At 70.2% G+C, this 22,096-nt stretch carries 15 protein-coding genes and 1 tRNA gene; 9 read left to right on the plus strand and 7 right to left on the minus strand.

The features are described 5' to 3' along the window. Positions 1–22 precede the first annotated feature (22 nt). The 5 genes from ACH4D3_RS27195 to rpmH are packed head-to-tail and all read right to left on the minus strand — an operon-like array spanning position 23 to position 2,763. Positions 23–535, minus strand: a complete 513-nt coding sequence (locus ACH4D3_RS27195) for a R3H domain-containing nucleic acid-binding protein (protein WP_115743094.1) — start codon at positions 533–535, stop codon at positions 23–25. A 15-nt stretch (positions 536–550) separates the two neighbouring features. Further along, the gene (gene yidC / locus ACH4D3_RS27200) at positions 551–1,858 is read right to left on the minus strand and encodes a membrane protein insertase YidC (protein WP_398326929.1); all 1,308 of its coding nucleotides are present in this window, start codon (positions 1,856–1,858) and stop codon (positions 551–553) included. Between the two features lie 3 nt (positions 1,859–1,861). Continuing rightward, complete coding sequence (gene yidD, locus ACH4D3_RS27205) at positions 1,862–2,236, minus strand: membrane protein insertion efficiency factor YidD (protein WP_003975049.1); 375 nt, start codon at positions 2,234–2,236, stop codon at positions 1,862–1,864. Then, entirely contained in the window at positions 2,233–2,604 is a 372-nt protein-coding gene (gene rnpA / locus ACH4D3_RS27210) for a ribonuclease P protein component (RefSeq protein WP_042822545.1), read from the minus strand. The genes yidD and rnpA overlap by 4 nt, the downstream gene beginning before the upstream one ends. A gap of 21 nt (positions 2,605–2,625) precedes the next feature. Further along, entirely contained in the window at positions 2,626–2,763 is a 138-nt protein-coding gene (rpmH, locus tag ACH4D3_RS27215) for a 50S ribosomal protein L34 (protein WP_003975051.1), read from the minus strand. Between the two features lie 377 nt (positions 2,764–3,140). Between rpmH and dnaA the strand changes: the two genes are divergently transcribed. The 9 genes from dnaA to ACH4D3_RS27260 all read left to right on the plus strand — a co-directional run bounded on the left by dnaA (position 3,141) and on the right by ACH4D3_RS27260 (position 16,107). Next, positions 3,141–5,111: a chromosomal replication initiator protein DnaA gene (gene dnaA, locus ACH4D3_RS27220; protein ID WP_398326933.1), complete on the plus strand. Its 1,971-nt coding sequence runs from the start codon at positions 3,141–3,143 to the stop codon at positions 5,109–5,111. A 929-nt stretch (positions 5,112–6,040) separates the two neighbouring features. Beyond that, positions 6,041–7,171 carry a DNA polymerase III subunit beta gene (gene dnaN, locus ACH4D3_RS27225; protein WP_003975054.1) on the plus strand — a complete coding sequence of 377 codons (1,131 nt, stop codon included), beginning with the start codon at positions 6,041–6,043 and terminating at the stop codon, positions 7,169–7,171. A 220-nt stretch (positions 7,172–7,391) separates the two neighbouring features. Then, the gene (gene gnd / locus ACH4D3_RS27230) at positions 7,392–8,267 is read left to right on the plus strand and encodes a phosphogluconate dehydrogenase (NAD(+)-dependent, decarboxylating) (RefSeq protein WP_398326936.1); all 876 of its coding nucleotides are present in this window, start codon (positions 7,392–7,394) and stop codon (positions 8,265–8,267) included. Between the two features lie 37 nt (positions 8,268–8,304). After that, positions 8,305–9,426, plus strand: a complete 1,122-nt coding sequence (recF, locus tag ACH4D3_RS27235) for a DNA replication/repair protein RecF (protein ID WP_398326939.1) — start codon at positions 8,305–8,307, stop codon at positions 9,424–9,426. Continuing rightward, the gene (locus ACH4D3_RS27240; protein ID WP_398326942.1) at positions 9,423–10,007 is read left to right on the plus strand and encodes a DUF721 domain-containing protein; all 585 of its coding nucleotides are present in this window, start codon (positions 9,423–9,425) and stop codon (positions 10,005–10,007) included. The genes recF and ACH4D3_RS27240 overlap by 4 nt, the downstream gene beginning before the upstream one ends. A 434-nt stretch (positions 10,008–10,441) precedes the next feature. Continuing rightward, positions 10,442–12,502: a DNA topoisomerase (ATP-hydrolyzing) subunit B gene (gyrB, locus tag ACH4D3_RS27245; protein ID WP_398326945.1), complete on the plus strand. Its 2,061-nt coding sequence runs from the start codon at positions 10,442–10,444 to the stop codon at positions 12,500–12,502. 42 nt (positions 12,503–12,544) lie between these two features. Continuing rightward, positions 12,545–15,139 carry a DNA gyrase subunit A gene (gene gyrA / locus ACH4D3_RS27250; protein ID WP_398326948.1) on the plus strand — a complete coding sequence of 865 codons (2,595 nt, stop codon included), beginning with the start codon at positions 12,545–12,547 and terminating at the stop codon, positions 15,137–15,139. Between the two features lie 18 nt (positions 15,140–15,157). After that, positions 15,158–15,919, plus strand: a complete 762-nt coding sequence (locus tag ACH4D3_RS27255; RefSeq protein WP_398326951.1) for a DUF3566 domain-containing protein — start codon at positions 15,158–15,160, stop codon at positions 15,917–15,919. A gap of 111 nt (positions 15,920–16,030) precedes the next feature. Beyond that, positions 16,031–16,107, plus strand: a tRNA-Ile gene (locus tag ACH4D3_RS27260). Positions 16,108–16,325: 218 nt separating this feature from the next. Here the strand turns inward: ACH4D3_RS27260 and ACH4D3_RS27265 are convergent. Next, positions 16,326–20,981, minus strand: a complete 4,656-nt coding sequence (locus ACH4D3_RS27265) for a hypothetical protein (protein WP_398326954.1) — start codon at positions 20,979–20,981, stop codon at positions 16,326–16,328. 374 nt (positions 20,982–21,355) lie between these two features. Next, the gene (locus tag ACH4D3_RS27270; protein ID WP_398327082.1) at positions 21,356–21,922 is read right to left on the minus strand and encodes a hypothetical protein; all 567 of its coding nucleotides are present in this window, start codon (positions 21,920–21,922) and stop codon (positions 21,356–21,358) included. Between the last annotated feature and the right edge of the window lie 174 nt (positions 21,923–22,096).

The raw sequence follows: 22,096 nt of genomic DNA on the forward strand, positions 1-22,096 counted from the left end.
GGCCGGAGAACGAGAGGACCGATCAGGCGGGAAGCACGACGACGAAGCGCTCCGGCTCCTCGCCCTCGGACTCGCTGCGCAGTCCCGCGGCCTTGACCGCGTCGTGCACGACCTTGCGCTCGAAGGGCGTCATCGGCTTCAGCCGCACGGACTCGCCGCTGCTCTTGACCTCGGCCGCGGCCTTGGCCCCCAGCTCGGACAGCTCGGCGCGCTTGTCGGCGCGGTACCCCGCGATGTCGAGCATCAGGCGGCTGCGGTCACCGGTCTCGCGGTGCACGGCCAGACGCGTGAGCTCCTGCAGAGCCTCCAGCACCTCACCGTCCCGGCCGACCAGCTTCTCCAGGTCCCGGCTCTTGCTGTCGCTGATGATCGAGACGGAGGCACGGTCGGCCTCGACGTCCATGTCGATGTCACCGTCGAGGTCGGCGATGTCGAGCAGACCCTCCAGGTAGTCCGCGGCGATCTCGCCCTCCTGCTCGAGGCGGGTGAGGGTGTCTGCACCCTCGGCGGCGGCGGAGGTGGTGCCTTCCGTCACGGGATGGACTCCTTCTTACTTCTTCGACGGGGACTTGGGCCGCTGCGGGCCCTTGCGCTGTCCGGACTGTGCCTTGCTGCGGCCACCGCCGCCGGACTTCTGAGCCGGCTTCTTGGCGCCGCCGGCAGGCTTGGCATCCTGCTTGGCGTCCTGCTTGCCGGCCGGCTTGGCGTCCTCCGGCTCGTCCGACTTGGTCAGCGACGTCTTCGGCTCGGCCTCGCCGGCGGGCTTGGCCTGACGCTGGGACTTGCTCTGCCGCTTGGGCTGCTGACGCTTGGGCTGAGCCGCGGTGGCCACGGTCGAGCCGTCCGCGCTCTGGGCGGCCACGGCGGTGTCGCTCTTCACCACGTTGCCGTCGGCCTGAGCCGCCAGGCCCGCCTTGTTCAGACCGTTGATGAACTTCCGCTCGGCCTCGTTGCGGTCCCGGCCCTTGGCGACGATGGCCTTCACGATGGCCTTCTCGCCCCGGCGACGGGTCTTGCCGTGCTCGGTGACGCTCTTGTGCAGCCGCTCCAGGTAGGAGGCCTGCGCCTTGGAGCCCGGCGTCGGGTTGTTGCGGATGACGTACATCTGCTGGCCCATGGTCCACACGTTCGTGGTCAGCCAGTAGACGAGGACACCGACGGGGAAGTTGACGCCGAAGACGGCGAACATGACGGGGAAGACGTACATCAGCATCTTCTGCTGCTGCATGAACGGCGTCTTCACCGTGGTGTCGACGTTCTTCGTCATCAGCTGGCGCTGGGTGAAGAACTGCGAGGCCGACATCAGCACGATCATGATCGCAGTCACGACGCGGACGTCGGTCAGGGAGGCGCTGAGCGCGGCGACGTCGCTCTCGCTGCTGAAGAACTTGGAGGCGAGCGGGGCGCCGAAGATGTGCGCCTTCTGCGCGCTCTCCAGCAGGTCCTGGTTGACGGCGCCGATGGTGTCGCCGGACGCGATGCCGTTGAGCACGTGGTACAGGGCGAAGAAGAACGGGGACTGCGCCAGGATGGGAAGGCACGAGGAGAGCGGGTTGGTGCCCGTCTCCTTGTACAGCTTCATCATCTCTTCGGACTGACGCTGTTTGTCGTTCTTGTAGCGCTCCTGGATCTTCTTCATCTCCGGCTGGAGCGTCTGCATCCCGCGCGTCGCCTTGATCTGCTTCACGAAGAGCGGGATCAGGCAGATGCGGATGAGGATCACCAGGGACACGATGGACAGGCCCCAGGCCCATCCGGTGTCAGGTCCGAAGATCGCCCCGTACACCGTGTGGAACTGGACGATGACCCAGGAGACGGGCCAGGTGATAAAGCTGAAGAGGCTGGCAATCGTGTCCACTAATCATGCTCCTTGGGCATGGGGCGAGGTCTCTGCGGCCGGGCTCGAAGGATCGGACGAGCTCGGATGAGCAGGCCTTCCTTCGGTGGCCGGTTCGGCGGCGGAGGTCCCGCCCTTGCGTGCCCGCCAGGCGGCACGCAGCATTTCGTGCCACCGCGGGCGCTTGCGCGGCGGAACATGGTCCACGCCGCCCAGCGACCACGGATTGCACCGCAGGATGCGCCAGGCGGTGAGTGCCGTGCCCTTGACGGCTCCGTGCCGGTCGATGGCCGTGTAGCCGTAGTGGGAACACGACGGGTAGTACTTGCACACCGGCCCCAGCAGCGGACTGATCGTCCACTGGTAGAGCTTGATCAGAGCCAGCAGCGGGTACTTCATCGCGCGCCCCCTCCCAGTAGCCGCGCCAGGGCGGCGTCCAGGTCTCGGGCCAGCTGTGCATGGTCGGCGTCACCCGCACCGGGCAGCGCTCGTACGACTACCAGGCTACCGGGGGGCAACAGGTCGATCCGGTCGCGCATCAGATGGCGAAGCCTGCGCTTCACCTTGTTGCGCACGACCGCGACACCCACGGCTTTGCTCACGACGAAACCCGCACGTGTCCGGGGAGCGCTCTCCCCAGGCGCGTGCGGGTCCGTGGCACCGCTTCGAAGGTGGACGACGAGGGCCGGGCGGCCGGCCCGGCGACCTCGTCGTACCGCGGTCGCGAAGTCCTCGCGCCGCCTCAGCCGGTTCTCGGTGGGCAGCACGATGTCATGACCTGACCGGGATCAGGCGGACAGACGGGCGCGACCCTTGCTGCGGCGGGTCGCGAGAATCGCGCGGCCGGCACGGGTACGCATACGCAGCCGGAAGCCGTGGGTCTTCGCGCGGCGACGGTTGTTCGGCTGGAAGGTGCGCTTGCTCACTCGGGGGCTCCAGAAAGATTCGGGTGTTGGCGGGGTGCCGTCCTGGCTGTCACCGTGCGCCCACGAGTAGCTCGCGTTACGCCCGAGTGCACCGCTTTTCGATCACCTTGGACGTGACCTGTGCCCATCGGAGGCAGGCGGCAGCAGCCATCGACAACTCGACCTGGTTACGGTACGTGCGACTGCGCCATTCGGTCAAACCAGCGGTGACCGGGAGACACTTGTCCACAGGCTGGGGACAACAACTTGAACCCTACCCGTCGCGCTGACTACCGTGACTGGACTCCGATTCGTTCCCTTATCCCTGCCCCACCCGAGTTTCATCCCGACCCGTCCCCGAATCACACCTTCGAGGGACTCGTGAGAGAGCGTGCCCTGTGGCTGACGTACCTGCCGATCTTGCCGCAGTGTGGCCACGCGTATTGGAGCAACTTCTCGGAGAGGGCCGCGGGCAGGGCGTCGAGTCGAAGGACGAGCACTGGATCCGGCGCTGCCAGCCGCTCGCGCTGGTCGCCGACACCGCTCTGCTCGCCGTACCGAACGAATTTGCGAAAGGCGTACTGGAGGGCCGCCTCGCACCGATCGTCAGCGAGACCCTGAGCCGCGAGTGCGGGCGCCCGATCCGCATCGCGATCACCGTCGACGACACCGCGGGCGAACCCGCCGGCCCCGCCCCGCAAGCACCGCAGGCCCCGCAGGCACCCCAGCCGCCGCCCGCCCGCCCCCAGCACCGCTACGAGGAGCCCGAGCTCCCCGCCCCCGGTCAGGGAGGCCGCGAGGAGTACCGCGACCTCGACGAGTACGAGGGTTACGGCCGCAACCGCGCGGACCAGCTCCCCACCGCCCGGCCCGCCTATCCGCAGGAGTACCAGCGCCCCGAGCCCGGCTCCTGGCCCCGCCCCCCGCAGCAGGACGACTACGGCTGGCAGCAGCAGCGCCTCGGCTTCCCGGAACGGGACCCCTACGCGTCCCCGTCGCAGGAGCCGTACGGCCAGGAGCCGCCGCCACCGCCGTACTCCCACGAGTCCCACACCTCTTACCAGCAGGACTACCGGCCGCAGCCCCCGGAACGCCCGTCGTACGACGCCCAGCGCGGCGACTACGAGCAGTCCCGCGGCGAGTACGACAAACCCCGCGGCGACTACGACCAGCAGCGGGGTGACTACGACCAGCGCGGTCCGCGCCGCGACCTGCCCGAGCCACCGGCGGGATCCGGACACGTCCACCGCGGCGGCCCCGTCGGCCCCGGGCCCGCCACCGGGGCGCCCGGACCGCTGGCGGCACAGCCGGCGCCGGCCACCGGCCCGGGCGAGCCGACCGCGCGGCTGAACCCGAAGTACCTCTTCGACACCTTCGTCATCGGCGCCTCCAACCGCTTCGCCCACGCGGCAGCCGTCGCCGTCGCCGAGGCACCCGCCAAGGCCTACAACCCCCTGTTCATCTACGGGGAGTCGGGACTCGGCAAGACCCACCTCCTGCACGCCATCGGGCACTACGCGCGCAGCCTCTACCCCGGCACGCGCGTGCGCTACGTGAGCTCGGAGGAGTTCACCAACGAGTTCATCAACTCCATCCGCGACGGCAAGGGCGACAGCTTCCGCAAGCGCTACCGCGAGATGGACATCCTGCTCGTCGACGACATCCAGTTCCTCGCGGACAAGGAGTCGACGCAGGAGGAGTTCTTCCACACCTTCAACACCCTCCACAACGCCAACAAGCAGATCGTGCTCTCCAGCGACCGGCCGCCCAAGCAGCTGGTGACGCTGGAGGACCGGCTCCGCAACCGCTTCGAGTGGGGGCTGATCACCGACGTCCAGCCGCCGGAGCTGGAGACCCGCATCGCGATCCTGCGCAAGAAGGCGGTCCAGGAGCAGCTCAACGCCCCGCCGGAGGTACTGGAGTTCATCGCCTCCCGGATCTCGCGCAACATCCGCGAGCTGGAGGGCGCGCTGATCCGGGTGACGGCGTTCGCGTCGCTCAACCGGCAGCCGGTGGACCTGGGCCTGACCGAGATCGTCCTCAAGGACCTGATCCCCGGCGGCGAGGACTCCGCCCCCGAGATCACCTCCACGGCCATCATGGGCGCCACCGCCGACTACTTCGGCCTCACCGTCGAGGACCTGTGCGGCACCTCGCGGGGGCGCGCGCTCGTGACGGCCCGGCAGATCGCCATGTACCTGTGCCGCGAGCTGACGGACCTGTCGCTGCCGAAGATCGGCGCGCTGTTCGGCGGCCGGGACCACACCACGGTGATGCACGCGGACCGCAAGATCCGCAATCTGATGGCCGAGCGGCGCTCGATCTACAACCAGGTGACCGAGCTGACCAACCGCATCAAGAACGGCTGACGACCGCCGCCACCGGTCACGAAGGCGCCTCCGGGACCCCTGGGGGCGCCTTTCGCATGCTCCCCGCCGCTCCCCGCCGCTCCCCGCCGCTCCCCGCCGCTCCCCGCCGCTCCCCGCCCGCCCGGCCTTCGTACGGCTGTCCTGTCCGCTGTTCGAATCCCCGCCGGGTTACGGCCGTCGTCCACAGATTCGGCCAGTTTTTTCCGTCCACACCTTGGGGACTGGGAAGTTGTCCCGATCCTGTCCACAGGCCAGGCTGGTGAGGGATCATCAGGGCAGGTCAGGTCCCTGTGGATTCGTGGACGAAGGATCTCCACAGGCTGTGGACGAAGAAATGATCCACAGGCTGTGCATTCAGTTGTCCACGGGCAACCCACAGGCTGGAGGGCGTTGTCCCCAGCGATCACCAGCTTCTCCACATGCCTGTCCACTGTTCGGCAACGTGACGCGCCCCGTCACCGCGTCGAGTGAAAGCCGTCACACCAGGCTGCCTGGTTGGGCTGTGGGAAACCTGGGTAAAGCTGGGGACGGCGCTGGGGAGAAGTCGCCTCTCCCTGTGCACGGTGTGTGCAGAACTTTCTGTTCTCCACAGATACGCCCGGTTGTCCACCGGCTCCGCCCACAGGCCCCGTGGACAAAATTCCTGCTCTGACCTGGGCAAACGAGGTTATCCACGGTATCCACAGGCCCTACTACTACTGACGACTAGAGAGAGAGCGGAATTCGTTTCGAAGCGGGTCCTGTGCACAACTCGGCCTCTCGGGCCCGACCGCGCCTCGTCACGACTTGACCCCGAACGGCACCTACTGTCAGTGGGGTGCGTCAGACTGGTCCCCGGTGTTCTGCCCCTCACAGCGGCGGGCGACACCGGTCAGACGACGAAGGCGAAGCAGGGCGAGCAGCGCCGGCAACAGCAGGAGGCGGCAACAGTGAAGATCCGGGTGGAACGCGACGTACTCGCGGAGGCAGTCGCCTGGGCGGCTCGCAGCCTCCCGGCCCGTCCGCCGGCGCCGGTCCTCGCGGGCCTGCTGCTGAAGGCCGAGGAGGGGCAGCTGAGCCTGTCCAGCTTCGACTACGAGGTCTCGGCGCGGGTGTCGGTGGAGGCCGAGATCGAGGAGGAGGGCACGGTCCTCGTCTCCGGCCGTCTGCTCGCCGACATCTCCCGCGCCCTGCCCAACCGGCCGGTGGAGATTTCCACAGACGGTGTACGGGCGACGGTGGTCTGCGGCTCCTCGCGGTTCACCCTCCACACCCTGCCGGTGGAGGAGTATCCGGCGCTGCCGCAGATGCCGGAGGCGACCGGCACGGTGCCCGGTGAGGTCTTCGCCTCCGCCGTGCAGCAGGTGGCGATCGCCGCGGGCCGCGACGACACGCTGCCCGTCCTGACCGGTGTGCGCATCGAGATCGAGGGCGACTCGGTGACGCTGGCCTCCACCGACCGCTACCGCTTCGCGGTCCGCGAGTTCCTGTGGAAGCCGGAGAACCCGGACATCTCCGCGGTCGCCCTGGTGCCCGCCAAGACGCTCCAGGACACCGCCAAGGCGCTGACCAGCGGTGACCAGGTGATCCTGGCGCTGTCCGGCTCGGGCGCGGGCGAGGGCCTGATCGGTTTCGAGGGTGCGGGCCGCCGGACGACGACGCGGCTGCTTGAGGGTGACCTCCCGAAGTACAAGACGCTGTTCCCGACCGAGTTCAACAGCGTCGCCGTGATCGAGACCGCCCCCTTCGTGGAGGCCGTCAAGCGCGTGGCCCTGGTCGCCGAGCGCAACACGCCGGTGCGGCTCAGCTTCGAGCAGGGCGTGCTCATCCTGGAGGCCGGCTCCAGCGACGACGCACAGGCTGTGGAGAGGGTCGACGCGCAACTGGAGGGCGACGACATCTCGATCGCCTTCAACCCGACCTTCCTGCTGGACGGTCTGAGCGCCATCGACTCCCCGGTCGCCCAGCTGTCCTTCACGACCTCCACGAAGCCGGCGCTGCTCAGCGGCAGGCCCGCGGTGGACGCCGAGGCGGACGAGGCCTACAAGTACCTGATCATGCCGGTGCGGCTGAGCGGCTGAGTCCACAGGCCGTCGCCCGCCGGCCGGTGGCGCCGTCAGCCGCTGTCCACAGGGTGGGGACGAACCCGCAGGTGGGGGCATACGTCTGAGCGCGTATGCCCACAGCTGTGCACGGGCGTGCGGGTTTAGGCTCGACGCGGGTACGAAAGTGCCGCGGCACCCGTCCGGCGGGTTCGGAGGTGCCGCCTTGCCACCTCGCACACCTTAAGGAACGCAACTGATGGAGCTCGGTCTCGTCGGCCTCGGCAAGATGGGCGGCAACATGCGCGAGCGGATCCGCCGCGCGGGCCACACCGTCGTCGGATACGACCGCAATCCGGACCTCGCCGACGTCCCCAGCCTGGAAGAGCTTGTGGGCAAGCTCAGCGCCCCGCGCGTGGTGTGGGTGATGGTCCCGGCCGGCGAGGCCACCCAGGCCACCGTCGACCGGCTCGGCGAGCTGCTGGAGCCCGGCGACGTGGTCGTGGACGGCGGCAACTCCCGCTGGACGGACGACGAGAAGCACGCCGAGGAGCTGGCGGCCAAGGGCATAGGCTTCGTCGACTGCGGTGTCTCCGGCGGCGTGTGGGGCCTGGAGAACGGCTACGCGCTGATGTACGGCGGCGACGCGGAGAACGTCGCCAAGGTGCAGCCGGTCTTCGACGCGCTCAAGCCGGAGGGCGACTTCGGTGCCGTGCACGCCGGCAAGGTGGGCGCGGGCCACTTCGCGAAGATGGTCCACAACGGCATCGAGTACGCCATGATGCAGGCCTATGCCGAGGGCTGGGAGCTGCTGGAGAAGGTCGACTCCGTGGAGAACGTCCGCGAGGTCTTCCGTTCCTGGCAGGAGGGCACGGTGATCCGCTCCTGGCTCCTCGACCTCGCGGTCAACGCGCTCGACGACGACGAGCACCTGAACGGGCTCCGGGGTTATGCACAGGACTCCGGTGAGGGACGCTGGACTGTGGAGGCGGCGATCGACAACGCGGTGCCGCTGCCCGCGATCACGGCCTCCCTCTTCGCGCGGTTCGCGTCCCGGCAGGACGACTCGCCGCAGATGAAGATGATCGCGGCGCTGCGCAATCAGTTCGGCGGCCACGCGGTCGAGAAGAAGTAGGAAGTAACCGGAAGGCTGGGGAGGTCGGCGCACGACCATGCACGTCACGCATCTGTCGCTGGCCGACTTCCGTTCGTACGCCCGGGTCGAGGTGCCCCTGGACCCGGGCGTCACCGCCTTCGTCGGCCCGAACGGGCAGGGCAAGACGAACCTGGTCGAGGCGGTCGGCTACCTCGCCACCCTCGGCAGCCACCGGGTCTCCTCCGACGCCCCGCTGGTGCGCATGGGCGCCGAGCGGGCCGTGATCCGGGCCCAGGTCCGGCAGGGCGAGCGGCAGCAGCTGATCGAGCTGGAGCTGAACCCGGGCCGGGCCAACCGCGCCCGCGTCAACAGGTCCTCGCAGGTCAGACCGCGTGATGTGCTCGGCATCGTGCGCACGGTGCTGTTCGCGCCGGAGGACCTCGCGCTGGTGAAGGGCGACCCGGGCGAGCGGCGCCGTTTCCTGGACGAGCTGATCACCGCCCGTTCCCCGCGGATGGCGGGGGTGCGTTCGGACTACGACCGGGTCCTCAAGCAGCGCAACACGCTGCTGAAGTCGGCGGCGCTGGCCCGACGGCACGGCGGCCGGACGATGGACCTGTCCACGCTCGACGTCTGGGACCAGCACCTCGCGCGCGCGGGCGCCGAGCTGCTCGCCCAGCGCCTGGACCTGATCGCGGCCGTGCAGCCGCTGGCCGACAAGGCGTACGAGCAGCTGGCCCCGGGCGGGGGCCCGGTCGCCCTGGAGTACAAGCCGTCGGCGCCCGGTGAGGCGCACACGCGTGAGGACCTGTACGAGCAGCTGATGGCGGCGCTCGCCGAGGCGCGCAAGCAGGAGATCGAGCGGGGCGTCACCCTGGTCGGTCCGCACCGGGACGACCTGCTGCTCAAGCTCGGCTCGCTGCCGGCCAAGGGGTACGCCTCCCACGGCGAGTCGTGGTCGTACGCGCTGGCGCTGCGGCTGGCGTCGTTCGACCTGCTGCGGGCCGAGGGCAACGAGCCGGTGCTGGTGCTGGACGACGTGTTCGCCGAGCTGGACGCGCGGCGCCGGGAGCGGCTGGCGGAGCTGGTGGCACCCGGGGAGCAGGTGCTGGTGACGGCCGCGGTCGACGACGACGTACCGGATGTGCTGGCGGGGGCGCGGTGCACGGTGGCGCAGGGCACGGTGGAGCGCGTATGAGCGCGGACGCACCGGAGCCGGGCCCCGGGCAGCCCCCCGGGCAGCCCTCTGGCGAGCGCGGGAGCGGCGGCCCGGAGCCGTCCGGCGTCGACCTCGCGCGCGTGGCGCTCAGGGCGGCGCGGGAGGCGGCACGCGCGCGTGGGGACGCGGCTCTGCAGAAGAAGCAGGCGCGGCGCGGGGGGCTGCGGTCCGGGGCGCGGGCCGACGGCCGTGACCCCATGGCGCTGGGTTCCGCGATCAACCGGCTGATCACCGAGCGCGGTTGGGAGACACCGGCCGCGGTGGGCGGGGTGATGGGCCGCTGGCCGGAGATCGTCGGTGCGGACGTGGCGAAGCACTGCGTGCCGGAGCGGTACGACGAGGACGAGCGGGTGCTGGTGGTGCGCTGCGACTCGACGGCGTGGGCGACGAACCTGCGGCTGCTCGCGCCGACGCTGGTGGCGCGCCTCAACGAGGACCTGGGGCACGGTTCGGTACGGATGATCAAGGTTCTCGGGCCGGGTGGCCCAGGTGGTCCGGGCCGGCGGTACGGGCCGTTGCGGGCCCCTGGGAGCCAGGGTCCTGGTGACACCTACGGGTGATGTGCGGGCGTTCTGGCAGCCCGTCAGGGGCGCGTGATGTACCTCACAAAAAACGGCGACGACGGGCGGCGTGAACCGTCGGCGCGCGCCGCGTCGTACCCCTGCGCGCGAGCGCGAATCCCGATCTGACTCCCAAGTAGCAAAGGGTTGACGCCTCGAAGCGCTGAGTGCCGTTGTGAGCCTCTTGAGGCCCCCATCCGCATATCGGGAGTCGGACGAGGCTGGTTCAGGGCGGCACATGCGGACTCAGGTACCGGCAAACCCCCATCAGTGTCAGTGGTACCGGTAGAATGAGAGAGAATCCCGCCCCGAACGTGGGGACCGTCCGGGACTAGCTGAGCAACGCTGATCAAGGCTTACCAACGCAACATGCCGCAGCCGCTCCGGCAACCTGCCGACGAGCCCGGCTCGTGCTGTGCCAGAAAGGGCGCTTCGTGGCCGATTCCGGCAACCCCAACGAGAACAACCCGTCCACCGACACCGGCGTGAACGACGCGGTGAGCACCCCGCACGGCGATGCCTCCGCGTCGTACGACGCCAGTGCCATCACCGTCCTCGAGGGTCTGGACGCGGTCCGCAAGCGACCCGGTATGTACATCGGTTCGACCGGTGAGCGGGGCCTGCACCACCTGGTGCAGGAGGTCGTGGACAACTCCGTCGACGAGGCACTCGCCGGTCACGCGGACACGATCGACGTCACGATCCTGCCCGACGGCGGTGTCCGCGTCGTCGACAACGGCCGTGGCATCCCGGTGGGCATCGTCCCCTCCGAGGGGAAGCCCGCCGTCGAGGTCGTGCTGACCGTGCTGCACGCGGGCGGCAAGTTCGGGGGCGGCGGCTACGCGGTCTCCGGTGGTCTGCACGGCGTGGGTGTCTCCGTCGTCAACGCCCTCTCCACGAGGGTGGCGGTGGAGGTCAAGACCGACGGCTACCGCTGGACGCAGGAGTACAAGCTGGGCGTCCCCACGGCGTCGCTCGCCCGGCACGAGGCCACCGAGGAGACCGGCACGACGGTCACCTTCTGGGCCGACGGGGACATCTTCGAGACCACCGACTACTCCTTCGAGACGCTCTCCCGGCGCTTCCAGGAGATGGCCTTCCTCAACAAGGGCCTGAAGATCAACCTCACCGACGAGCGCGAGTCGGCGAAGGCCACCGCCGGCGCGGACGAGGCGGGCGAGGACGAGAAGCACGAGGTCAAGAGCGTCTCGTACCACTACGAGGGCGGCATCGTCGACTTCGTGACGTACCTCAACTCCCGCAAGGGAGAGCTGGTGCACCCGACCGTGATCGACCTGGAGGCCGAGGACAAGGACAAGAGCCTGTCCCTCGAGGTCGCGATGCAGTGGAACGGCGGCTACACGGAGGGCGTGTACTCCTTCGCCAACATCATCCACACGCACGAGGGCGGCACGCACGAGGAGGGCTTCCGCGCGGCGCTCACCTCGCTGATCAACAAGTACGCGCGGGACAAGAAGCTGCTGCGCGAGAAGGACGACAACCTCACGGGTGACGACATCCGCGAGGGCCTGACGGCGATCATCTCGGTCAAGCTGAGCGAGCCCCAGTTCGAGGGCCAGACCAAGACGAAGCTGGGCAACACCGAGGTGAAGACCTTCGTGCAGAAGGTCGTCTACGAGCACCTGACGGACTGGCTCGACCGCAACCCCAACGAGGCCGCGGACATCATCCGCAAGGGCATCCAGGCGGCCCACGCGCGCGTGGCGGCCCGCAAGGCCCGCGACCTGACGCGCCGCAAGGGTCTGCTGGAGTCGGCGTCGCTGCCGGGCAAGCTGTCCGACTGCCAGTCGAACGACCCGACCAAGTGCGAGATCTTCATCGTCGAGGGCGACTCCGCCGGCGGCTCCGCCAAGTCCGGCCGGAACCCGCAGTACCAGGCGATCCTCCCGATCCGCGGCAAGATCCTCAACGTGGAGAAGGCGCGCATCGACCGGATCCTGCAGAACCAGGAGATCCAGGCGATGATCTCCGCGTTCGGCACCGGTGTGCACGAGGACTTCGACATCGAGAAGCTCCGCTATCACAAGATCATTCTGATGGCGGACGCCGACGTCGACGGCCAGCACATCAACACCCTGCTGCTGACCTTCCTGTTCCGCTTCATGCGGCCGCTGGTCGAGTCCGGGCACGTGTACCTGTCCCGCCCGCCGCTGTACAAGATCAAGTGGGGCCGGGACGACTTCGAGTACGCGTACTCCGACCGCGAGCGCGACGCGCTGATCGAGATGGGCCGCAACGCGGGCAAGCGCATCCGCGAGGACTCCGTGCAGCGCTTCAAGGGCCTCGGCGAGATGAACGCCGAGGAGCTGCGCATCACGACCATGGACCAGGAGCACCGGGTGCTCGGCCAGGTCACGCTCGACGACGCCGCGCAGGCCGACGACCTGTTCTCGGTGCTGATGGGCGAGGACGTCGAGGCCCGGCGCGCGTTCATCCAGCGCAACGCCAAGGACGTCCGCTTCCTCGACATCTGAGTCGGTCTCCGCTGACCGCACCAGGAAGGACCTTCACCAGCAATGACCGACGAGAACACTCCTGTGACGACGCCCGAGGGTGACGCCCTGGCGATGCGTGTCGAGCCCGTCGGGCTCGAGACGGAGATGCAGCGCTCCTACCTCGACTACGCGATGTCCGTCATCGTCTCGCGTGCGCTGCCCGACGTCCGCGACGGCCTCAAGCCCGTGCACCGCCGCGTGCTGTACGCCATGTACGACGGCGGCTACCGCCCCGAGCGCGGCTTCTACAAGTGCGCCCGCGTCGTCGGCGACGTCATGGGCAACTACCACCCGCACGGCGACAGCTCCATCTACGACGCCCTGGTCCGCCTCGCCCAGCCCTGGTCGATGCGGATGCCGCTGGTCGACTCCAACGGCAACTTCGGCTCGCCGGGCAACGACCCGGCGGCGGCCATGCGGTACACCGAGTGCAAGATGGCGCCGCTGTCGATGGAGATGGTCCGCGACATCGACGAGGAGACCGTCGACTTCACGGACAACTACGACGGCCGCTCCCAGGAGCCGACCGTCCTGCCGGCCCGCTTCCCGAACCTGCTGATCAACGGCTCGGCCGGTATCGCGGTCGGCATGGCGACCAACATCCCGCCGCACAACCTGCGCGAGGTCGCGGCCGGTGCCCAGTGGTACCTGGAGAACTACGAGGCCTCGCACGAGGAGCTGCTCGACGCGCTCATCGAGCGCATCAAGGGCCCCGACTTCCCCACCGGCGCCCTCGTGGTGGGCCGCAAGGGCATCGAGGAGGCGTACCGCACCGGGCGCGGCTCGATCACCATGCGCGCGGTCGTCGAGGTCGAGGAGATCCAGAACCGCCAGTGCCTGGTGGTCACGGAGCTGCCCTACCAGGTCAACCCGGACAACCTCGCGCAGAAGATCGCCGACCTGGTGAAGGACGGCAAGATCGGCGGCATCGCCGACGTCCGCGACGAGACGTCGTCCCGCACCGGCCAGCGCCTGGTCATCGTGCTGAAGCGGGACGCGGTCGCCAAGGTCGTCCTGAACAACCTGTACAAGCACACCGACCTGCAGACCAACTTCGGCGCCAACATGCTGGCCCTGGTCGACGGCGTGCCGCGCACCCTGTCCCTGGACGCGTTCATCCGTCACTGGGTGAACCACCAGATCGAGGTCATCGTCCGCCGTACGCGCTTCAGGCTGCGCAAGGCGGAGGAGCGGGCGCACATCCTGCGCGGCCTGCTCAAGGCGCTGGACGCCATCGACGAGGTCATCGCGCTCATCCGGCGCAGTGACACCGTCGAGATCGCGCGCGGGGGCCTGATGGACCTCCTGGAGATCGACGAGATCCAGGCCAACGCCATCCTGGAGATGCAGCTGCGCCGCCTCGCGGCCCTGGAGCGGCAGAAGATCGTCCGCGAGCACGACGAGCTCCAGATGAAGATCAACGAGTACAACGAGATCCTCGCCTCCCCCGTCCGCCAGCGCGGGATCGTCAGCGAGGAGCTGACCGCGCTCGTCGAGAAGTACGGCGACGACCGCAAGACCAAGCTGATCCCGTACGAGGGCGACATGTCCATCGAGGACCTGATCGCCGAGGAGGACATCGTCGTCACGGTCACCCGTGGCGGCTACATCAAGCGCACCAAGACCGACGACTACCGGGCGCAGAAGCGCGGCGGCAAGGGCGTGCGCGGCACGAAGCTCAAGGAAGACGACATCGTCAACCACTTCTTCGTGTCCACCACGCACCACTGGCTGCTGTTCTTCACCAACAAGGGCCGCGTCTACCGCGCCAAGGCGTACGAGCTGCCGGACGCCGGCCGGGACGCGCGCGGCCAGCACGTGGCGAACCTGCTGGCCTTCCAGCCGGACGAGACGATCGCGCAGATCCGCGCGATCCGCGACTACGAGGCGGTTCCGTACCTGGTCCTGGCCACGAAGGCCGGTCTGGTGAAGAAGACGCCGCTGAAGGACTACGACTCGCCGCGCTCCGGCGGCGTCATCGCCATCAACCTGCGGGAGCAGGCGGACGGCAGCGACGACGAACTGATCGGAGCCGAACTCGTCTCGGCCGAGGACGATCTGCTGCTGATCAGCAAGAAGGCGCAGTCGATCAGGTTCACCGCGTCGGACGACACACTGCGTCCGATGGGGCGTGCCACCTCGGGCGTCAAGGGCATGAGTTTCCGCGAAGGGGACGAGCTGCTCTCGATGAATGTTGTTCGAGCCGGTACGTTCGTGTTCACTGCCACCGACGGCGGTTACGCGAAGCGCACCTCCGTCGACGAGTACCGCGTCCAGGGTCGCGGCGGCCTCGGCATCAAGGCCGCCAAGATCGTCGAGGATCGCGGGTCGCTCGTGGGCGCGCTGGTGGTCGAGGAGCACGACGAGATCCTCGCCATCACACTCTCGGGCGGTGTGATTCGTACGCGAGTCAGCGGGGTCAGGGAGACCGGCCGTGACACCATGGGCGTTCAACTGATCAATCTGGGCAAGCGCGATGCCGTCGTCGGCATCGCACGCAACGCCGAGGCGGGACGCGAGGCGGAGGAGGTCGACGGCGATGTGGCCGTCGACGAGACCGCCGAGGGTGCCGCGACCACCGGCACGGACGAGGGCGAGGCGCCCTCGGCCGAGTAGCACGAGGAGAGAGTCATCGTGAGCGGAGCCACGGGCGCCGGATCGGCCGGTACCCCCACGGGTACGGAAACGGGCGGCGGCGGCCGTGGCTCAGCCGCGCGTGCGACGGATTCGCACACGACTCAACTGCGCAAGATCGACGACGGAGCGACCGACTCGCACTCGGGGAGCTCGTCCTCAACGCATGGATCCCAGGGGGGAACTGTGACGGACACCCGAGGCCAGCGGACTCAGCAGGCGGCCTCGCCGCTGCCGGGAGAGCGGCAGCCCCAGCAGCCCGGCGGGCCCTACCACCCGCCGCAGGCCTACCAGACCCAGGGCGGCAATCCGACCCACGGCGGTAATCAGACCCACGGCGGCAACGCGTCCGCCGTGCGCCGCCCGCGCACCGGCGCCCGCACCACGCCCCGCGTCCGCAAGGCGCGCCTGCGCGTGTCGAAGGCGGACCCGTGGTCGGTGATGAAGGTCAGCTTCCTGCTCTCCATCGCGCTGGGCATCTGCACCATCGTCGCCTCCGCCGTGCTGTGGATGGTCATGGACGCCATGGGTGTCTTCTCCACGGTCGGCGGCACGATCTCCGAGGCCACCGGCTCCAACGAGTCCAACGGCTTCGACCTGCAGTCCTTCCTGTCGCTGCCCAACGTGCTGATGTTCACGACGATCATCGCGGTCATCGACGTCGTCCTCGCGACGGCCCTGGCCACGCTGGGCGCGTTCATCTACAACCTGTCCGCCGGCTTCGTCGGCGGTGTGGAGCTGACGCTCGCCGAGGACGAGTGATCCGCGGGCCGTCCCGGCCCCCGGTCCGCGCGACAACCGATTTTGGGACTGCCCGCCTCGTGCGCTAATCTTCAGGAGTCAGCGCGCGGGACATACACCGCAGAGCGCGGCGGGGCTATAGCTCAGTTGGTTAGAGCGCATCCCTGATAAGGATGAGGCCACAGGTTCAAATCCTGTTAGCCCCACCAGCACCAAGACCCCCAGCCGGTATCGGTTGGGGGTCTTCGCGTTCGCCGTCGTTCGCCGCGGTGGGACAAGTCCAGGAAAAGACCCGACCGCTGGCGACGGGGGATGCGCCAGCGGCCGGGCTGTGGCCAAGGCTAACAAGGCCGGGTGTCCAGTGGGTGCCGACTGGTCGGTCGGGTGCCGGTGATGTGACAGGGATCACGTGGGCGGTGGTGGTGCCTCACTGGTGGCACGGCGGCTCGTAGTCCAGGCGCGGCAGGTACTCGTGCCACTTCTCCTCGGTCAGCACGCCCCGGGTGGCCGAGCAGATGCGGTCGATGGCGTCGTCCACGTCCAGGCTCCACAGCCGGACCGTGTCCGTGCCGCTGGACACCCCGAGCATGTGGCTCACGGGGCTGAAGGACAGGAAGTTGCCCGTCTTGGCGTTGGGGCTCATCGCCCGGCCGATGGGGGCCGCCTCGGCGGAATCGGTGACGCTCCAGAGCCGGACCGTGTTGTCGTTGGCGCCGCTGGCCAGCGTGTCGCCGTCCTGGCTGAACGTCAGCGACACCACCGAGTCGGTGTGTCCGGCGAGCGTGGTCCCGGCCCCGGACGCCTCGCCCGGCTCGGTGACGTCCCAGAGCCGGACCGTGCCGTCGTCGCTGCCGCTGGCCAGGGTGCGGCCGTCGGGACCGAAGGCGAGGACGTTGACGGGCCCGAGGTGCCCGGTACGGGCCGCGCCGAGACGGGTGGCGTGCGCGGGGTCGGTGACGTCCCAGAGGCGTACGGCGTCGTCGGCACCGCCGCTGGCGAGGGTGCGGCCGTCCGGGCTGAACGCCAGCGTGTTCACGTATCCCGAGTGGCCGGTGAGCGGCTTGCCCAGGCGACGGGGATGGGACGGGTCGTCGGCGTTCCACAACTGGATGGTGCGGTCGTCGTGGGCCGTGGCGACGGTGCGGCCGTCCGGGCTGAACGCCAGCGTGTCGGGGCCCGCGTAGCGGGTGCTCAGCGCCACGGGCGGTCCGTGGGCGGTGGGCCCGGCCGGGTCCGTGACGTCCCACAGCTGCAACGAGCCGCCCCCCACGAGGACCGCGAGGGTCCCGCCGTCCGGGGAGAACACCAACGACCGTATGTCGCCGTCCCCCGGCTCGAACGGAGCGCTCAGCGAGACGGGCCGGCGGGGGTCCGTCACGTCCCACAGCCGGACCCGGCCGTCGCGGGCCGCCGTGGCCAGTACGTGCCCGTCCGGACGGAAGGCCCCGATGCGGCCGATCATGTCCGACGTCGGCAGCGACCACAGGCGGACCTTGCTGTCGCCGCTGCCGGTGGCGAGGGTGCGGCCGTCGGGGCTGAAGCCGAGGGCGTACATCTCACCGCTGCCTCCGGCGAGGGGCACGCCGACCTGCGAGGGGTAGGCCGGGTCGCTGACGTTCCACAGGCTCGCCGTGCTGTCCGCGCTGCTCACCGCGAGCATGGCGCCGTCGGGGCTGAACGCCACCGCCCAGACGGGACCGCTGTGGCCGGTGAGCGGTGCGCCGACGGGCTTCGCCCGGAGCGGGTCGGTGACGTCCCAGAGCTGGACGGTGTCGTCGGCGCTGCCGCTGGCCAGGGTGCGGCCGTCGGGGCTGAAGGCCACGGAGTGCACCAGGCCGCTGTGACCGGCCAGCGGTGCGCCGGCCGGCTCGGGACGGCGGGGATCGCTCACGTCCCAGAGCCGGACCTTGTCGTCGTCACCGCCGGCCGCGAGCGTGTCCCCGTCGGGACTGAACGCCACCGAGCGCACCGCCTCCGTGGAACCGGCCAGGGTGTCGAGCGCCTCGGGGTCGCGCCGGTCGGCCACGTTCCACAGGCGGACGGCGTGGTCGTCGTGGGCGGAGGCCAGGGTGTGGCCGTCCGGGCTGAAGGCGAGCAGGTAGACGGTGCCGCCGCGGCCGGCCAGCGGTGCCCCGAGCGGTCGCGGGCGGCCGGGGTCGGTGACGTCCCAGAGCCGGATCGTGCCGTCGTCCGAGGCGCTGGCCAGGGTACGGCCGTCCGGACTGAAGACCGCGGTGCTCACCCAGCTGGTGTGTCCGGTGAGGGGCTTGCCCAGCTGCTTCGGGCGGTCGGGGTCCGAGACGTCCCAGAGCCGGACGGTGCGGTCGTAGCTGGCCGTCGCCAGGATCCGTCCGTCGGGGCTGAAGGAGGTGAGGTAGACGGCGCCGGTGTGCCCGAGGAGCGGGGTGGCCAGGGGCGCGTTCACGATCGAGATCAGCCGGTTCCTGACGTCCTCGTCGTCCGGCCGCAGGCGGTGGGCCGCCAGGTCCAGCTGGGCCGACAGGGACGGGTCGGTGTCCTGGACCCGGTCCGCTTCGGCGACCACCTGCTCGAACACGGCGTCGTTGCGCTGCTGCCAGGCGAGCACCGCGGAACCGACGGCCAGGAGGGCCAGGACGACCAGCGCCGAAACCGCGGCACGGCTGACCATGACGGTGCGCCTGCGCAGCCTGACCGCGGCGGCCAGGAACTCCACCGCGCCGCGGGTCAGGAAGGTGTCGTCGGCCGACTTCGCCCAGCCGTCGGCCTGCGCCAGCCGGGAGCCCCGGTAGAGCAGCGCGGGGTCGCGGTCCGACTCCTCCCAGGCCAGGCCGTCCTCCTCGAGCCGCTGGCGCAGCAGGTTTCCGGCGCGGTCCTCGTCGATCCAGTCGCGCAGCCGGGGCCAGGCGTGCAGCAGTGCCTCGTGGGTGATCTCCACGGTGTCCGCGTCGAGCGTCACCAGGCGGGCCCGCACCAGCGCCTCGAGGGACTCCTCGGTCTTGCCCGGGTCTCTCGACTCCTCGGCCAGCCGGCGTCGGGTACTGCGCCTGCGGGTGGCCTGCGTGTCCTCGCTCAGCCGGATCAGCCTGAGCAGCAGCAGCCGCGCGGCCGTGCGGGCCGCCGGGTCCAGACCGGACCAGGCCCGCTCGGCGGTCGCCGCCACCGCGCCCTGGATGCCGCCGGCCGCGCGGTACCCGGCCAGGGTCAGCCGGCCCGCCTTGCGCCGCTGCCAGGTGGCGAGCAGGGCGTGGGACAGGAGCGGCAGCACGCCCGCGTCGTGCTCCCCCACGGCCCGGAAGGCGTGGGAGGCGCCCCCACCGCGCGGGCCGTCGGTGCTCACCTCGCGGATGATCAGCTCGGCGAGCCCCGGTTCCAGCTCCATGCCGACGGCCCTGGCGGGGGCGGTCACCGCCTCGCGCAGCTCCGCGGTGGTCAGCGGCCCGAGCACCATGTGCCGGTGCTGCAGCGCGTCGGCCAGCTCGGGGTACCGCAGGCACCGGTCGTAGAAGTCGGCGCGTACGCCCAGGGTTACCAGCACCGGCGGCGGGGCCCCGTCGGCGCCGGGCACGCAGGCGGCCTGAAGCAGTTGGACGAACACGCGCCGGTCCGCCTCGTCGGCGCAGAGCGTGAACACCTCCTCGAACTGGTCCACGATGACGACGGGCTGGACAGCGGCGGGGGCATCGGGGTGGCCTGCGTGGCCTTTCCGGCCGTCGGAGGCTGCCGGGGCCAGCGCGGCATCGGGGTGCGCGCGGTCTTCCCGGCCGTCGGAGGGTGCCGGGCCCGGCGGGTGCGTCCGGATCGCCCGGCCGGTCCGGCTCGCTTGCCCTGGCGGTCCCTCTGGGCGGGTCCCGCCGTCCGAGGGAGCCCTGCCGAGCTGTCGCACCGGGCTGGTGGGGCTGCCCCGACCGGTCCGGCCGCTGTGGTCCGGTTGGCCTCGCTGGTCGCCCCGGTCTCCCCGGTCTCCCCGGTCTTCCCGGTCGCTCCGGTCTTCCTGCCCCTCTCGTCCTGTTTGTTCTGTTTGGCTGACCTGGCCTGCCTCGTCGGCCCGTTCTGTTTGGCCGGTTTGTCCTGCCCGGTCGGCCCAGGCTGCCTGGTTGGTCTGTCTTGCCGGGTCGGCACGGTCGGCGGGGTCGGCGGGGCCAGGCGGGTGCCTGTCCAGCCCGTTCCGTCTGCCCGGACCGTCCTGACTCTCCGGCCCGCTCTGCCCGTCCAGTCCCTTGTTCCCGCCCCTGCTCTCCCGCCCGTCCCGGTCCTCGTGCCCGGACGGGGCTTCCGCGGTTGCCGCCCAGGCCGCGAAGGCCGCCCTGACGGCGTCCTCCGTCTGTGGGTCGCCCGGGTTCCAGGTCCCGGGAGAGCCCGGGTCCCGGTCCGCCGCTTCCCTTACGGCGACGACGACGGGCGCGAGCTGCGGTACCAGGCGGGTCAGTTCGCCGAGCGGGTCGGCCCCCGGCACGAGCTGGAGCACCCTTCCGGGCGGACCGCCCCCGGCGTCCCGCGTGCCGGTGCGCAGGGCGGGCACCAGGCCGGCGTTCAAAAGGGAGGACTTCCCTGCCCCGGAGGCGCCGACCAGCATGACCAGACCGCCGGTGTCCCGCGTGGCGTCGAGCTGGGCGAGGAGGGCCCGCGTGCTCCGCTCCCGCCCGAAGAACCAGTCGGCGTCCTGCCTGCGGTAGGCGGCCAGGCCCCGGTAGGGGCAGACCCCGCCGAGGGCCGCCGGAGCCTCGGCGGGGGTCTGCTCCTCCGCCGCGGCCGCCCCGGGACGTTCACCGCCCGGGTCGGCCACCGCCCGCTCCCACAGGCGCTGCCACTGGACCAGGTCGTACAGACCGGCGGAGACCGGTACGGGCCGTGCGCGCCGGGCCTGGGGTATGAGGACGTGCAGGACGGCCGCGAGGGCGGGGAACTGGGCCGGCACGTTCTTGGCCCGCCGCCAGTCGCTGATCCGCTGGGCGGAGACCCGCACCGGACGCCCTCGTTCGTCGACGCGCTGGAGCCGGACGACGGCCTCGGACACACGTTTGAGGGGAGGGTTGCCGGCCTCCCTGTACAGCAGTGCGAGGCGTTCTGCGAAGGCCGTGCGTGCCCCTGAGTCGAAACTCAAGGTCTCCACTCCTTACTTCCCCCGCACCTGGACGTCCGGACCGGAAAACTCACTCTATACGGCTGACCTGCGGCTACAGCAGCTTCCGGATACCGGAACCTCCTCCGGGGCGACCTCGGGTGGCAGGATCGCGTCGCAGTGGCGAGGCGGCCCCGCGACACCCGGACAGGTCAGCGGCTCAGCACTTGGAGAGCCACCCCATGAGGCCGCATGTTCTCGGTCAGCTTTCGGCAGCCCGTCCCTCCTCGAACCCATCCGGTACCGCACGCGAAAACGGCGTCGGCATGGTTTGGCACCGGTCCCCACGAGGGGAGGGACCGGAGCCAAACCATGCCGACGCGCACATGTGAACGGGCAGCGGCAGCCGCCGCGGGTCAGTCCCCGGTGGACGAACCGGTGGGCGAGCCGGTGGACGACCCGCGGGCGGGCGGGACCAGCAGGTCGCGCTCCGGGTGCTTCTCGCCGGTGACGCGGCCCCGGATGCCGAGATCGGCCCTGGCCGCCTCGTGGAAGGCGTTGATGGCGCGGAACGCCGCCCGGTGCCGCTCCCGCCACTCCTCCAGGCTGCCGTCGACCCGGCCGGTCGCCTGCCATTCGATCTCGGCGAGCAGCACGTTCAGCTCGTGCCCGGACTCGATGGCGTCGTCCCCGCCGAGCAGCATGACCCGCTCGAAGGCCGCCCCCCAGCGCAGGCTCGCCTCCGCGAGGTCGTCGCGGAGGTCCTCCTCGCTGCGGTGGGTCTCGCGCAACGCCTCCCGCGCCTCGTACAGCGGCACGGACGCGGCGATCCGCAGCTTGGCGGCGTCCACGTACTCCCCGTAGGCGTCGACCTTCTTGTCGTCCCACCGCGTCAGCAGCTGGTTGCGGTTGCGGCTCCGCTCCATCAGGTAGTTCGTGACGTGTGTGGTCAGCGCGCCGACCAGCACGGCCCCGATCGTCACGAGTTGCTCGCCGGTCCCCAAACCGTCCCCCTCGGTCACAGCTCCGCACTCCCACACCCCGCACTCAGTACTCCGCGGGGCCTCACGAGCCGTCACGGACCGTCGCAGGCCATCGAAGGGCCGCGAGCGAATGTGGGATTGCCGGACGATCTTACGAGGGCCGGGGCGGGCGGG

The sequence above is a fragment of the Streptomyces sp. NPDC018026 genome (assembly GCF_044327745.1).
GTDB classification, from domain to species: Bacteria; Actinomycetota; Actinomycetes; order Streptomycetales; family Streptomycetaceae; genus Streptomyces; species Streptomyces rubrogriseus.

What these genes read in the sequence shown, in the direction of transcription:
- yidD (WP_003975049.1), bottom strand. Translation starts at nt 2,236, where the DNA reads ATGAAGTACCCGCTGCTGGCTCTGATCAAGCTCTACCAGTGGACGATC.
- gyrA (WP_398326948.1), top strand. Translation starts at nt 12,545, where the DNA reads ATGACCGACGAGAACACTCCTGTGACGACGCCCGAGGGTGACGCCCTG.
- recF (WP_398326939.1), top strand. Translation starts at nt 8,305, where the DNA reads ATGCACGTCACGCATCTGTCGCTGGCCGACTTCCGTTCGTACGCCCGG.
- gnd (WP_398326936.1), top strand. Translation starts at nt 7,392, where the DNA reads ATGGAGCTCGGTCTCGTCGGCCTCGGCAAGATGGGCGGCAACATGCGC.
- ACH4D3_RS27240 (WP_398326942.1), top strand. Translation starts at nt 9,423, where the DNA reads ATGAGCGCGGACGCACCGGAGCCGGGCCCCGGGCAGCCCCCCGGGCAG.